This is a genomic window from Pseudomonas sp. 43NM1, assembly GCF_002836905.1.
Classification (GTDB): Bacteria; Pseudomonadota; Gammaproteobacteria; order Pseudomonadales; family Pseudomonadaceae; genus Aquipseudomonas; species Aquipseudomonas prosekii.
In genome coordinates, this window is record NZ_MKGS01000206.1 from 66,386 (window position 1) to 79,274 (window position 12,889).

Genomic DNA, 12,889 nt, shown 5'->3' on the forward strand with positions numbered 1-12,889 from the left:
ACCCGGCTTGTGCCGGGCAATTTCTTTCAGCCTTTATCTTTCCGTTATTTCGATCTCCGGGGCTCCTACCTCAGTAAAAACACACCTTGCTTTGTATGGCAGGACAGCGCCGAGACCATTTTTCGCCTCAAATTCCAATTGAGAGACGGTATTGCCTGTTGTTTTATTTGAAAATGCTGACGAGTTAAGCGCGCTGAAATTTACGGATGATGGGAACTTAGAGTTTTGGAGTACAAGCTCGCGGCACAACTCTCCGGCATTTGACTCGGTTACAGCCTTGCTTGACTGAGTGACCGCATCCGAACCGATATCATCCTCAGACAAATAAAATCTCTGACTATTTTTACAATCGACAAAAACGACGATGTTATTAGGCGGTGAACTTCGCTGATCGGAAAGTCCCGCGTAATCAACGGAGTCACAACTCGGAGACTCTGCAGCCTTTGAAACTGCCAAGCGCTCCAGCTTCTTAATTCTTTCGACACCGGCATCTCCCCATCTTTCGAAGGTTTTTCTGTATCCATCCTTCGTATAATTAGTCAATGCATGATCAGAAATTGGCGCCGCTGCATTTACCTGAGCCACCAGAAAAAACGCTGAAAATAGAAAAAACCGCATCGGTATCCCTCCGTGAATGTCGGTGCAATTTATCACCATCCATGGTGATGATCACGCCCACTCCTCCATCGCCTTTTCGAGCGCCAGCGCTTGGTGGTCGGCGTTTGGCATAAAATCAGAAATCTCGGCCTTGCCGCCCGCGCCGCGATTCACCTGCAGCGCGATGATCGCAGTGGACAGCTCTAATCGCCGTCCTACATCAAGCGTTCCATGCTTGTCGCGATAGGCAGACCAGGCCAATACCTCAGCATATGAGAGATTGGCCTTCGCTTCCGCGATGGTGCACCCGCCGACTCCGTTGAGCACCAGTTCGTGCAACAACTCATCGGCGGCCGTCAGTTTTTTACCGGGTTATTGACCTCGTTCACTGCCTGCAACAAAGCGACGCCCAGATCGGAGTCGAGGTTCACCGCATCTTCAAAGGGCAGCTCTTCGTTACCGGTATCGCCGAGCATGATGCTGGCAGACAGGTAACGAGCATTTTTGAAACGCTCTGCTTCACCGCCAGCGAACATGGCCTCCATGACCCCGAACGCATGACGACGGATGTGCACCTTGAATTTGTCGGTCACTTCCTTGCCTTTGGCGTCGGCGTGTTTCCATTCCACATCGCGAGCCACCAAGGCGTCAGCAATGACGCCCCCCTTCTTTTTCAGTTGAGCCAGGTTCATGCGAGCCCCTTATGCAGTTTTGCGGATCCAGGCAGAACCGCCCGAACGCTGAATGGTTGCGGCGGTGCTGACCACGGTGTTGGCCGCGAAATCGAACGGGAAGTCAGAGACGTAGCCGTCGTAGATGAACCAGGTGCGCGAAGGCGGAAGCACGAAGTCATCGCCGCCAACGTTGAGGGTCGGCGGAATATCAGTACCGTCCGACCAACCCACCGCCCAAGCCACGCTCTCGATGCTGTCGTCTTCCGAGAGTTGATGCAGGCGAACGTGAGAAGCGTTGCGCGGGTCGGCGTTCAGCGTGAGCGAAGCTTGTCCCGGCGTGCGCAGGCCGCGCATGTAGCGACGGACTTTGTCGCTCAAACAAGTGACTTCGATCTGATCCGCAGGGTTGCCACCTGGACTGAAAGCGGTAGCACATTCAATTTCAAGTACTTCGAAAACCGCTGGATCGGCGGCAGTCGGCACTAGCGCGTAAACCTGCGTGCCTTGGGTAAGAATCGACATGGCATTCTCCAAATGTCGGGCATAAAAAAACCCGCACTCGGCGGGTTGATTGGGGGTGGTGCTTTATCGAAGGGTGATCCAGTCGATATCAAAGCTGCGATGATAATCCTTCGTCGTCGGGTCCATTCCAGACGCACCCCAGCGGGTGATGTTTGCGCTCAATTCCAGAGCATCCCGCAACGCTTTCGTGACTCTCGTCGCGGAGTCCGCGCTGGCGGCATAAACGTCGACCTGCAACGTGAATCCGTCAGCGTCAGGTCGGCCAGCAAGGTAGTTCTCGGGGCTGCCGTCAATCAGACTCCAGACCACGTAAGGTTTCAGCACAGGTTTGGGCGCGTCTTCGGGCACTTCGCCGAATGAGTAAATGCGGCAGTCGATGCCCGCACCGATCAACGCGGCGACGCCGGGATCAGATGAGCAGACCAAAAAAATAGGTGGGTCCATCAATTCCCCCTGAGCGCGGCATCAATCTCGCGACCAAGACTCGCCACAAACTGGTCAGTGACCGCGCCGACGTTCTGTGAAAACGCCGGACGCATGAAAGGCGCCGGCGGCGTGAACTGGGTGCCAAATTCGATATAGCGCCAGTGCCGGGTGTCGCCGCCCGGATTGCCGCTGGCGTCCTTGCTGTGCTGGTTTGACCCAGCACCACCCCGCACACCGACGCGCATCACTACGCCGCCCTCGCGCCGGGATTGCTTGGTCGCCTCCTGGGTGATGATGTTTTTCCAGACCTTCTCTTTTGTTTCCGGATCATCCAGCGCCTTGGCCCGCGCTTTGGCGTCATCGCGAACGATGTTCATCGCTTCACGGGCCGCTTTGCGCAGGCCTTTTTTCTGAAGCTTTGGCGCCAGACCACGCATTTTCTCGACCGTCGACGCGACACCCTGCAAGCGCGAGGAAATCGAATTAGCCATCCTTGACCCCCTTCGAAACCAACAGCGTCAGGTACTCAAGACCGGAAACCTTGTCGGCGAGCGGCGGCCCCTCAATGCTGTAGATCTCGCCGCGATAAAGAATCCGCATCGTCGGCAGCACGCCCGGGCGATACCTGATCACCATCCGGCCAGTGGCCACCGACTTGGCAGCTTTGGCAGCGACCAGGTCGCGGGCCGACGAATCTTCAACGCTGGCCCAGACTTCGGCGAGCTTCACCCACGCCGGCTCCAGAAAATTGCCGGTAGATGGATCTCGCAGGGTGATTTTGTGCTGAATTTCGATGCGATGGCGCAGTTTTCCGGCCTGCATCAAACACCCCACTCGACCCGATATGGCGTCAACAGAGACTTTGAACCCGACGGCAATTCGCTAAAAGCGCCGCCTGCGACATCGTCTTCACGATGCTCGTAAAGGCTCCCAGCCTTCAACAAACAGGCCGCAACAATCGACGGGTTTATCACGATGGGATCAGATCCCGCCGTACCATCAATGACCGCAGCGGCCAGTGCATCAGCGTCCGCATAGAAGCGCCGATTCAGGTATTGAGCGGCACTGTCTTCGGCGGCAGCGAGAAGAAGCTCGACATGGGGCTGGTCAAAATCTTCGGCTCGCAAGTGACGCATGGCGACCTCGATAGCGATGACGGTCATGTCAGGCGCCTTTCTTCTTGCCGGCCGGTTTGCTTGCTGCCTTGTCGCTGGTCAGCGGATCGGGTGAATTATTCTGTTCAGTCAGATCCACCAGCGGGTCGCCGTCGTCATCGCACTCCTCGGCGTAACCCATTTGGATCAACTGTCGGCCGTGCTGCTCATCGGTGATGAACGGCGAGCCTTCTGCCAGCGCCTTGCCGCCCAGGTACAGCGGCTTGCGGGTAATCATTTTCATGGTTGCCTCCAAAGGCCGTCCGAGAACGGCCTATTTAGGGTTAGCCGCCCGAAGCAGCGGGCGCGGTAAACGAGCCGTAGATGAAAGCTTCAGGGCGCTTAACGGCCAGCGCCACACGCTCTTCACAACGGATCGAAATCATGTTGTTCTCGAAGTCGTCGGCGTTCTCAGTCGAGATCACCACGTTGGCGTCTTCACGGTCGAACAACTGCGCACCGGTCTGGAATGCGCCGGTCAAGAACTTGCCCTGGAAAGCGGCGATCTCGGTCGCGACAACTGGCAAGCCCCACAGCAGAGGGCCGGACAAGCCCAGCGGGTTGGCCAGAATATAGCGGCCCAAGGAATCCTTGGTGAGCTCGATCTTTGCCCAGTCAATAAAGTGCAGTACGTGGCCGGAAGCCGGCAGGCGGGCCAGCTGTGCCTGGAGCATCGCCAAGCGCAGATCATCGATACCGGACTGCTTGTCCACGTCAAATGCTGCGTCGAACGCAGTGGCCTGGGGAACGATGCCGTGCAAGTGAACACCAGTACCGTCGCCGAACAGAATTTCCGCTTCTTCGACATACTTGAGGCCGTAACGCATTTCGACATCGATAGTCGATTGCAGCTGCGCGAAGTCGTCAAGGATCTGTTTCGACGCTTTGAACATGTGTGCCAGCGTGCTCACGGCGGTCATCTTGGTGGCGAACTGGATATCGCTATACGGTTTCTTGGTGCCCTCAGCCACGACCCGCGCAGCATTGGTGAAGCCGGTTTGCTGCACCCAGAAGATTGTCGGCTGAGTGGTGCGGCCCGGTGCGATCAGATCGCGAATGAACAGGCGCTGCTTGGGCGCCACGTCGATGCCTGGAAGACGTTGCGGTTCTACGACGCCGCCTGGCACGCCAGTGCTGAGCAGAGCAGCGTGCACAGGAATGCTGACTCGACGATTACCCTCGACGTGAGCGGAGAACTGTTTCAGTGCTTCGCTTTTGATGACGACGCCGCCGACAGTGTCGCGGGAAGCAGCGGCAGTATTGGCTGGAGCGCGTGCAAATTCTTGCTCAAGTTCGCCGAGCTGCGCCTTCAGTTGCTTCTCGGCTTCGGTCAGGCTGTTGAATTTGGTAGCCAGCTCGTCGACTGCGCTTTTGGTTTCTTCCGACAAGGAGCCCGCCTTCTTGGCTTCAGCCAAAGCATTTTCAGCCTGCTTGCTGAATTCGTCGGTGGCCTTCTTGAGCTCATTGGAGACGTTCTTCAACAGGTCTGCAGTGGTGTCGCTCATGGTTTTTCTCCGGTTTGGGTAGCTGCTGCCGAGAACCGCGAAAGTGCGGCCTGTAGTTCGGCAATGGGGTCGGCCAAATCGGCCGGGGTTGCGGCAGCGTTCTGCTTGCCGGAGGTGGTAGCGCCAGGCTTACCAGCCTTGAGTTCTTGAATCAGGGCGCGGCGCTCGGAGCGCGGCATGCCCTGTTTTGCCAGGATCAGATCCATACGGCGGGCGGCAACCTGGTGCGGCGCCGATGCGCCCACATCCTCGATAGCGGCATCCGAGGAAAGCAGGCTGTCGGCAAACCCTGCGTCGATAGCAGCAGCCCCACCCATCCAGGTCTCGACATCCATCAGCTTGCGCATGACGTCGATTGGATCGCCGGTTCGCACGGCGTAGATGTCGGCCAACGTGCCATCGATCTGTTCGAGGAAGTCGGCGACCTCACGAATGTCGTTGCGATCGCCGGCGGCCATGGTCCAGCTGTTGTGGATCATCAGGAAGCCGGCGCGAGCAATCTGGATCTCGTCCGCCGCCATGGCGATGAACGAAGCAGCAGAAGCCGCAAGGCCGAGAATCTGCACAGTGACCTTGCCCTTGTGCTCGCGAAACAGGTTGTAGATGGCCAGCCCTTCAAACACATCCCCGCCCGGGCTATTGATCTTGACGACGACATCGCTGTCGCCGATGGACCGCAGCGCGGCGCTGATGCGCTTTGCCGTGACCCCTTCGCCCGTCCACCAGTCGTACCCGATCGGGTCGTAGATGGTGATGGTGTTGTCATCAGTGCTCGCAGCCTTGATCGATGGATTCCACCGCTCCAAGGCCTTCGGCGTCAGGTCGCAGTGAACCTGCGCGCACGGCCGAGCCTCCGGCGCGGCCGGAAGAGTCTTTAAGGTCATGGGTTACTCCAGGATCAAGCGGCGAGCCGCGGTAGCGATATCAGTGCGTGAGCCATCATTGGCCCATCAGGGTTTCCAACTTCCAGCGCTTTGGAAGCCAAATCGAACGCCTCTTGAATGGCGCTTTTGTCGCCGCTTTGGTTGGCCGACGCGATGCGCAACATAAATGCCGTGGCGGCCGGTGACATACCTGCGGACTGTTTGCCCAACTGGTCCAGCGGGACGAGCGCCGACTGGACAGTGAACGTATCGCCGCCCGGGATTGGCGCCATGTTCTCCAGGCGCCGAACCTCGTTACGGCACATCCAGCCGTTTTGCAGCGCGGTGTTGTACCAGGCGCCGCGACCGGCACTGTCGGCGCGCAGCAGACCTTCAACCGCGAACTCTGCGAAGAATTCGTCGGCATCGGCCTCGCCGATCAGACAGCGAGTGATTTCCTGCTCAATGTTCACCAGGAGCGGACGCAGGCTGTTGGTTAGAAAGTGCAGGTTCTGCGCCTCCACCGAACTGGCCCAGCTGGATTGCTTGTCCATGTGCCCGACCATGAAGGGCGGTACGCGGAACCAACGACACATCTCCTCGATGCTGAACGAACGCGACTCCAGCATCTGGGACGCTTCAGGGTTCATCGTGATGCCCTGATATTTCAGCCCCGCTTCGGCCACCATGATCTTTCCGGCGTTTTTGGAGCCCATGAACGATCCGAGGCTGCTACGCAGTTGCGCGCGCTGGGCCGGGGTGAGCACCTTGTCGCTGGTCAAAATTCCGGAGGCCTGCATGCCCTGGGCGAAAACCTTCGCGGCGGCCTCCTCGACTGCCATGGCTGAACCGAAAATCTCCTTGCCGGTCGTGACAGGCAGCATCCCGCAGACCCCGTCCAGACCGAAGCCGCGAATATGCATCAGGGTCTTTTCCGGGATATCGCGCTCAACTCCATTTTCGGTATAGGTGTATTTGAGTCGGCCATTGTCATCGCGCTTGACCTTCATGCACTGGGGCAGAAGCGGCACCAAGGCGATGATCCGGCCAGCCAGCATCTTTTTCTCGACGAAGGCATTGCCGCGCAGACAGATGCTTGCCACCACCAGCAGCATGAAGCGCTGGGGAGTCATTTCCGCGTTGGGCACCCGGCAAAGCAACCGATACAGAGGGTGGTCGGTGGCCGGGGCGCGCGACCCATCCGGCATCCGCCGGTACAGCTTCAGTGGCAACGTCGAGACCGACTCCGAAAGCAAGCGGACGCAGGCCCAGACCGTGGACAGCTGCATCGCTTTGTCGACCGACACATGCTGACCACTGACCGAGCTGCCAAACCATTCCTTCCAGAACGCACCATCTTTTAATCCGATGGGCACACCAAGCCAGTCCTGAAGAGCGGCCTTGATTCGCCCGGGTTTATTTTCGCGCGCCATCAAAGCCCCACCATAATTGGATTATCGAAAAAGCCTTGTAGATCGCCACACCCAACAGGGTTTAGCGCTATGAGTGTCGTTGCGTCGAAGGTAGCCATAAGTGGGTCAATCTTTGCTGACCCGCTCACCTGCTTGTTGATTGCGATCGCATTGCCAACCGCGACCGTTCTGGCATTACCGACGCACCAAGCCATAAGCCGTGTGCCGCCGTGAACGAACTCGCCACCGGCGACCTTGCGCTCAGTGGTTTTGATTGCTCCGTTGAGCCTCCAGCCCTGGGAGATCGAAACGATCTGCTCCATAGTGATGCCGCGCTCTTCCGTGGTCAGCTCATCAACGATGTCGCCGATCCCGGCCGAGTCCACGCCGATGGCCTGTTTGTCCGGAAGAAGTCCCGCGTCACGAACCTCGCAGATGATGTCTGCAACCTCCAGAACATCATCACCAGGCCGTTCGACAATGGTTAGATCGCCGTCAGCTTCAAAGTCGCGCAGGCTGGAAACAATGTCCTTGCGTCGTTCCAGCGCAATCTTGTGAGCCCAGGCGTGCGCCCAGTGCAGCCACCGCCGAGTTTCACGCTCGCGACCAATCAAGGTGAGGCCCAGTAGGTCGTCAAGCCCGCCGCCATCGATGCCCACCACGATCACCTCGGAACGCCGAAGCAACTCTTCAAAGGTCAGCGAGGTATCGCCTGCGGCCTCCCAGTGATCAGCACCTGCCCAGCGGTCAGTACGCAAATTCAGACCGATTTCGATATTCAGGTGCTTGGCCACGAACTTCTGCAGAGAGCCATCCGAAGTGCCCAATCTTTTCTTGAGCTGGTCCTCCAGCCACTCTGCACTCACCGAACGCCCAATGTTTGGGTTCGTGATGTAGAAGTTTTCGGGGTTCAGATACGCCTTGGTCACAATCATTTGCGCCGGGAACTCATAGAGAACGCCCAGCGTCTTGCGATCAACTACCTTGCCATCTCGCACGTCGCGCCAGTACTTCAAACGCTCATTGAACACGCCAGCCGGAGGCTCATCGCTCTGAGTGGTCAGGTAGATCACCCACCCTTCTTCACGGGATATCTGTCCGCCGAGCGCTTCCATAAACATGGACTCGGCATTGGCGCGCTTGCCAAAGACCCAAAGCTCATCGACCAGAACCTTGCCGGATTTCTTACCGGAGACGGTATCCGTGTCAGCTGCAACAACCTTCAACGAATTTCGCGTAGTGCGGTCGGTGATCGTCCTGATGTGATCCTGGATGTGAAACATCGCTGACAACTCTTCATCAGCTCGCACCATTGCCGCGGCTGGCTTGAATGCGTTGTCGGCAACTTCACGCGTAGGCGCCAGGATCAAATGTTCTTCTTCCTCACGCCAGCACAGGATCAAAGCGGTGAGCATGATGCCGGCGGCGATAGTGCTCTTCGTGTTCTTCTTGCTGATCAGCAGGCCGAACTCGCGGATCAGTTGCCTGCCGGTCTCAGCGTCGTAAGCGCCGAAGATGCAACGGACATAGTCGAATACCCACTCATCGCAGCAGTCGGCCATCCGAGGCTTGCCCGGCAAATCTGGTACGCGGAGCTCCTTGAAAATTTGCAGAGCACGCTCCGCTTCATCTGCAAAAATCGGCGGCGGAATAATCGACTTGTGGTCGATCAGGCGCTGCTCCCAGTCTGGGCATGCGGTCGACCATTCCATAGTTAAACCTGCTTACCATTCGCCGCGACTAGTTTCGGAGGGGCTTGTCTTGAGAATTTTCCAGCAGCCTTTTCTGCCGCCTCCTTCGCGGCATCCTTTTTGCCGCCCTCGCCTTTGCGCGAATGAAGGAAAGGCATCAGCGCCTTGGCGGCATCAACCCGCAGTTTTGCCTCACTGCCGAAATCGTTCATGACAGCAAGAAGGAAATCCTTGGGGTCGGAATGTCTAAGCGCTTGAGCTAAATCGAAGCCGGCCTCTACAAGCTCTTCTGGGGCCTGCTCCAAGCCGTTCGGCACAGCTGCCTTCTTGATCGGAGCATTAACAACTTTGTTAATGCCGGCCTTGGCAAGCTCGGCCATTACATTGGGGTGTTTCGCCAGCCTCGATCCGGCGACCGATGCGCTGGAAGCCGCGTAGCCTGCGGCGATGGCTGCGTCCTTATTTGAGGCGCCACCCTTCACGGCGACGACAAAGGCGCGCTGTTTGGGTGTTAACGCCATTAACAAAAAACCTCAAAAGGGGAAAAAATCTGCGCGTGAGGAGGGGGTGGTGTCCGAGACAAAAGGTTGGGAGCTTTTACCCCACCCCTCCCCCTTTGTTGCACGCCAGTGACGTGCCGCTATCTGGTGAGGCACGCGAGTGACGTGCCAGATTTCAAAAGACTATCGGTGCGCCGTCGCCTCGCGGGCGGTCTTGACCTTGTGGCAAGGGATGCAGATTGCCTGGAGGTTGTCATCGTCATCACTGCCGCCCTGCGCCAAGTTGACGATGTGGTCTACCTCGAGCTGGTCCGTGATCAAGCCGCAGACTCTGCAGGTGTAATGATCGCGCAACAGAATGGTAGCGCGGCGACGTCGCCAAGGTCTGCCACCTCGGCCAGAGCCCCACCCGTCGCCACCGGCACCCTCTGCAACAGTGCTCAGCTTTCGCCCTTCAACCGGCTTAAGTGTCGACTTGATTGAGGTCAGTCTGGCCATCAGGTCACCCTGCTCCCATCCATGTAGGTTGTTGGTGCGGCATCAGGGTCGTCGTCACCCTGCTCGTCTGCCAGAACCTCGATCATCAAGATCTGTTGCTTGGCTATCTGCTCGAGCAGCGCTGTCTGTTTCTTCTGCTCGCCGAGGATCTCGACCAGTAAGCAGCTCACTTGCTCGCTCATATGCCAGCCTCTTCATCTTGTTGAGCCATTCGCGCCGGGCGGAGCATCCACTGCATGCCATCACTGGTCACCCTGCACCCTGATCCGATCGCCATCGACAGTGAAGGTGACGGTCAACCTAACTGGATGGCCACCTCCGCTGCTATCCAGGCTGGTCGATACCTGACAGGGCAGCAATGCGCCGTCTTCGGTGTGCAAGGCGAATGGGCCTGGCTGGCCAGTCGGGTAATGCACGGGCTCGGTGTCACTTAACGAAGTAGCTTCAACGGTTTGCTCTATTCGCATCAGGACCAGCTTCATCACAACCACCTCGATTCGATCTACTTGCTCTGGCTGCGCTTGATCTGCGCATCCACCTGGTCAGCACACGTGTCGAGCAGCTTGATGGCCTGATCTTTCAACTCCCACACGTCACCGTTGAGGCGAAGGTCAGACTCGTCTGGGTCTACCCGCTCGCAGGGGATCAACTCAGGGGCTTCAATTCTTACCGCTTGGGTCTTTGTTACCACTGGCTGCTTTCCCGCGCAGGCCGTCAGGCAAAGGCTGAGCAGCCCAATCACGAACAGGCTTGCTGTTGCGCTTGAGATCTTCAAAGTCTTTCCTCGCCTTTTTGGCTTTGTCTTCGCTGGCCTTGATTCGCTTGTTCAGGTCTTTCAGGTAGTCAGCGTTGCGCTGGGCTTCGGCCCGGAGCGTGGTGATGGTGGCCTGGCTTTCGACGTTGGCAGCGAAGGCTTTTGTCTTCTCGCCGGTCTCGAACGCGACCTCCCCCCGCAGCGCAATGACGCGGGACTGCTGAATGCCCACCAGTAGCAGGCCGACCAAAGCGATGATTATTGCTGCTGCGAATACCTTCATGCTGAATCCGCCTTGCGACCCAGGAAGCGGGTTACCAGTTCGCGGATGGCAGTAACACCGAGGAACCCAATAGCCCCTCCAGCAGCAACCGACAAACTCGATGGCCATGCCATCCACTCAATCACGCTACTGGCAGACAAGCTCAACCCACCGCAGATCAGCGCCTCGAAGAAGATCCGGCGCTTGCTGGTTTCTTTGGCGTCGTACAGCACGCGCAGTAAGGAGATGAGGATCGCCATGATTGCGCCCTGCCACAGTGGGTTTGAGAGGGCCACCCAGAGTGCGGCCCATGTGTCTGGTTTTTCAGGCATGGTCGACATTCCGGTGCGCTCCCTTTCGGGGGATTAATAAAAAGCCCGCTCAATGGCGGGCATATGGCTCCGTGCTATCGTTCGGCTTCCACACAGAACGGACGCACGCAGCTCATGGAAAACGAAAAAACAGCAAGTGTTCAGGTCACATTTACTACAGGGCATCGAAACCTGCCGTATGCGACAGATATCGAGACAGGCCATCACCCGATGATCTGGCTGTCGAAAGAGCCTGACCGAATCGATGAAATACCAGAGCTTGACGGCGAGCCGGAACTGACGGGCTTGATTCGCGCCATTAATGGCACAGGACAAGACTTCGAAACCTTCCGCTGCGCCCATACAACGACGAAAACGGAAGCTGGCATCACCCGCTCGATGTATGTGGCGGTTATTTTTAGGAACCGCCAGTGGGCAGAGACGCCTGATGCGTATCTAGTCCTCTCCCGGAGCATCGTGATTGCGCTGGCTCACAGTGATGAGTTCCCAGATAACGCCCTTCCGTTTGAAGTGCGGCTGCGTAGGCACTGGCTGAAGGAAGAGAGTGTATGGGCGTACACGGCAGACATTCAGCTTTATATTCAGGCTCCGGATGAACCACAAATGCGTGAGGAGCTAGCCCGCCAAACCGCTTTCCTGCAAAAAATCTTGGTCCAGCCATAAATTCCTTCTCCATTACCCAATCAGGATCATTCGCGCTTGATTGGGGTCAGGGCTGCCACTAGAAGCGCGTGCCCCTTGATGCAAGCCGCGTTGATGTGGGTGACGCCATCGATAAGGATGAACGGCGCAGGCTGCCCATCCTTTTGCAGATCGCCGATCTGGGCTCGGAGCACGCCATCGTGCGAGACGCTCAACACGCCACCCAACAGACTGATGCGCGTGCCGGCCACCTTCGCCTTCTCATGACGGGCCTTGGCCTCTTCCTGAGTTTCCTGGCGAACGTAGGTCAATGTGGTGCGGTAGTCAGAGCCATCACGATCGAACGAGATGTCCTCAGTCGTGAACTCAGCACTGCCGCGGCACTCGGCCGGAATCTTTTCCAGTTCGGCGCCGATGAAGGCATGACGCTCCACGGCATTGGCCGGCAGGTCGTAGTCAGACCATTCGCCGGCGGTGATGGTGATCGGCTGCGGATCGCTTGGCAGCGTTCCTGCCTGGAGCCTGGCGCTGTTCAGTTCGAACTCACCAGTTTTCAGGTCGATCTTCAGTCCGGACATGCCCGGTGCGTAATCATGGGATTGCAACGAACCGTACATTTGCTGTGCCTCATAACGAGAAAAGGCCCGCCGAAATGGCGAGCCTTGAAATAGGTTCGATGTCTTTCCATCAGTCCGCCAGCACCGCCCCGCAAGCACAACTGAGGACTAGAGCGCATTGGCTACCGGTGTTCTTTCGTAACGCGTGACTACCGGCGATACCGCGTCCAGGTCCTGCCCGGAGGCCCACCCTGGCTATGGCTAACGCCCACATCAAAACTGGTGCTGCCTGATGGAATCGAACCACATAGCACTCGACGCAGGATTTACAGTCCCGTGTGCGTCCCAGCGCACATTCAGTCAGCGGAAACTGGCGGAAGGTGAAAGAGTCGAACTCTTACCGTTTCCGATAGCTCCGGGTTCAAACCGGATTGCCCACCACTGAGCGCCACCTTCCAGAAACGAAAAAGCCCAGCGCGTGGGCTGGGCTTTCTCTATGG

At 57.7% G+C, this 12,889-nt stretch carries 22 protein-coding genes and 1 tRNA gene; 2 read left to right on the top strand and 21 right to left on the bottom strand.

Features of this window, described 5'->3' with window-relative positions; all coding sequences use genetic code 11:
* Positions 1–33: 33 nt before the first annotated feature.
* The 16 genes from BI292_RS27515 to BI292_RS27590 all read right to left on the bottom strand — a co-directional run bounded on the left by BI292_RS27515 (position 34) and on the right by BI292_RS27590 (position 10,024).
* A complete protein-coding gene (locus BI292_RS27515; RefSeq protein WP_101209860.1) occupies positions 34–618 on the bottom strand; it encodes a hypothetical protein in 585 nt (194 codons plus the stop codon).
* 51 nt (positions 619–669) lie between these two features.
* A complete protein-coding gene (locus tag BI292_RS27520; protein ID WP_178076639.1) occupies positions 670–924 on the bottom strand; it encodes a hypothetical protein in 255 nt (84 codons plus the stop codon).
* 29 nt (positions 925–953) lie between these two features.
* A complete protein-coding gene (locus tag BI292_RS27525; protein WP_101209862.1) occupies positions 954–1,289 on the bottom strand; it encodes a phage tail assembly chaperone family protein, TAC in 336 nt (111 codons plus the stop codon).
* 9 nt (positions 1,290–1,298) lie between these two features.
* Complete coding sequence (locus BI292_RS27530; protein ID WP_101209863.1) at positions 1,299–1,793, bottom strand: phage tail tube protein; 495 nt, start codon at positions 1,791–1,793, stop codon at positions 1,299–1,301.
* 63 nt (positions 1,794–1,856) lie between these two features.
* Positions 1,857–2,237: a DUF3168 domain-containing protein gene (locus BI292_RS27535; protein ID WP_101209864.1), complete on the bottom strand. Its 381-nt coding sequence runs from the start codon at positions 2,235–2,237 to the stop codon at positions 1,857–1,859.
* On the bottom strand, positions 2,237–2,710 hold the full coding sequence (locus BI292_RS27540; protein ID WP_101209865.1) for an HK97-gp10 family putative phage morphogenesis protein: 474 nt from the start codon (positions 2,708–2,710) through the stop codon (positions 2,237–2,239). Before BI292_RS27540 ends, BI292_RS27535 begins: the two co-directional genes overlap by 1 nt.
* Positions 2,703–3,041, bottom strand: coding sequence for a phage head closure protein (locus BI292_RS27545; RefSeq protein ID WP_101209866.1), 339 nt, complete (start codon positions 3,039–3,041; stop codon positions 2,703–2,705). The genes BI292_RS27540 and BI292_RS27545 overlap by 8 nt, the downstream gene beginning before the upstream one ends.
* Positions 3,041–3,382, bottom strand: coding sequence for a head-tail connector protein (locus BI292_RS27550; protein WP_101209867.1), 342 nt, complete (start codon positions 3,380–3,382; stop codon positions 3,041–3,043). Before BI292_RS27550 ends, BI292_RS27545 begins: the two co-directional genes overlap by 1 nt.
* Before the next feature lies 1 nt (position 3,383).
* Positions 3,384–3,617, bottom strand: coding sequence for a hypothetical protein (locus BI292_RS27555; protein ID WP_101209868.1), 234 nt, complete (start codon positions 3,615–3,617; stop codon positions 3,384–3,386).
* A gap of 40 nt (positions 3,618–3,657) precedes the next feature.
* Positions 3,658–4,878: a phage major capsid protein gene (locus BI292_RS27560; protein WP_101209869.1), complete on the bottom strand. Its 1,221-nt coding sequence runs from the start codon at positions 4,876–4,878 to the stop codon at positions 3,658–3,660.
* Positions 4,875–5,762: a head maturation protease, ClpP-related gene (locus BI292_RS27565; RefSeq protein WP_101209870.1), complete on the bottom strand. Its 888-nt coding sequence runs from the start codon at positions 5,760–5,762 to the stop codon at positions 4,875–4,877. Before BI292_RS27565 ends, BI292_RS27560 begins: the two co-directional genes overlap by 4 nt.
* A gap of 14 nt (positions 5,763–5,776) precedes the next feature.
* Positions 5,777–7,174, bottom strand: coding sequence for a phage portal protein (locus BI292_RS27570; RefSeq protein WP_101209871.1), 1,398 nt, complete (start codon positions 7,172–7,174; stop codon positions 5,777–5,779).
* Positions 7,174–8,865: a terminase large subunit gene (locus BI292_RS27575; protein WP_101209872.1), complete on the bottom strand. Its 1,692-nt coding sequence runs from the start codon at positions 8,863–8,865 to the stop codon at positions 7,174–7,176. Before BI292_RS27575 ends, BI292_RS27570 begins: the two co-directional genes overlap by 1 nt.
* A 2-nt stretch (positions 8,866–8,867) precedes the next feature.
* Positions 8,868–9,365, bottom strand: coding sequence for a terminase small subunit (locus tag BI292_RS27580; RefSeq protein ID WP_101209873.1), 498 nt, complete (start codon positions 9,363–9,365; stop codon positions 8,868–8,870).
* Positions 9,366–9,527: 162 nt separating this feature from the next.
* Positions 9,528–9,842, bottom strand: a complete 315-nt coding sequence (locus BI292_RS27585; RefSeq protein WP_101209874.1) for an HNH endonuclease — start codon at positions 9,840–9,842, stop codon at positions 9,528–9,530.
* Positions 9,842–10,024, bottom strand: a complete 183-nt coding sequence (locus tag BI292_RS27590; RefSeq protein ID WP_101209875.1) for a hypothetical protein — start codon at positions 10,022–10,024, stop codon at positions 9,842–9,844. Before BI292_RS27590 ends, BI292_RS27585 begins: the two co-directional genes overlap by 1 nt.
* A gap of 54 nt (positions 10,025–10,078) precedes the next feature.
* On the opposite strand from BI292_RS27590, the gene BI292_RS28860 reads away from it, so the two are divergent.
* Positions 10,079–10,276 carry a hypothetical protein gene (locus BI292_RS28860; RefSeq protein WP_157831313.1) on the top strand — a complete coding sequence of 66 codons (198 nt, stop codon included), beginning with the start codon at positions 10,079–10,081 and terminating at the stop codon, positions 10,274–10,276.
* A 68-nt stretch (positions 10,277–10,344) separates the two neighbouring features.
* On the opposite strand, the gene BI292_RS29040 is transcribed toward BI292_RS28860, so the two are convergent.
* The 3 genes from BI292_RS29040 to BI292_RS27610 are packed head-to-tail and all read right to left on the bottom strand — an operon-like array spanning position 10,345 to position 11,199.
* The gene (locus tag BI292_RS29040) at positions 10,345–10,533 is read right to left on the bottom strand and encodes a hypothetical protein (RefSeq protein WP_256592744.1); all 189 of its coding nucleotides are present in this window, start codon (positions 10,531–10,533) and stop codon (positions 10,345–10,347) included.
* Complete coding sequence (locus BI292_RS27605) at positions 10,502–10,879, bottom strand: hypothetical protein (RefSeq protein WP_101209878.1); 378 nt, start codon at positions 10,877–10,879, stop codon at positions 10,502–10,504. The genes BI292_RS29040 and BI292_RS27605 overlap by 32 nt, the downstream gene beginning before the upstream one ends.
* Positions 10,876–11,199, bottom strand: coding sequence for a phage holin, lambda family (locus tag BI292_RS27610; RefSeq protein ID WP_101209879.1), 324 nt, complete (start codon positions 11,197–11,199; stop codon positions 10,876–10,878). Before BI292_RS27610 ends, BI292_RS27605 begins: the two co-directional genes overlap by 4 nt.
* A gap of 105 nt (positions 11,200–11,304) precedes the next feature.
* Here BI292_RS27610 and BI292_RS27615 point away from each other — a divergent pair, with 105 nt between their 5' ends.
* Positions 11,305–11,853 (top strand): hypothetical protein, encoded by a 549-nt coding sequence (locus tag BI292_RS27615; RefSeq protein ID WP_101209880.1) that lies wholly within the window; start codon positions 11,305–11,307, stop codon positions 11,851–11,853.
* 26 nt (positions 11,854–11,879) lie between these two features.
* Here BI292_RS27615 and BI292_RS27620 read toward each other — a convergent pair whose 3' ends face one another.
* On the bottom strand, positions 11,880–12,449 hold the full coding sequence (locus BI292_RS27620; protein ID WP_101209881.1) for a hypothetical protein: 570 nt from the start codon (positions 12,447–12,449) through the stop codon (positions 11,880–11,882).
* Between the two features lie 220 nt (positions 12,450–12,669).
* Positions 12,670–12,744 (bottom strand) — tRNA-Tyr (locus BI292_RS28865).
* Positions 12,745–12,889: the final 145 nt, after the last annotated feature.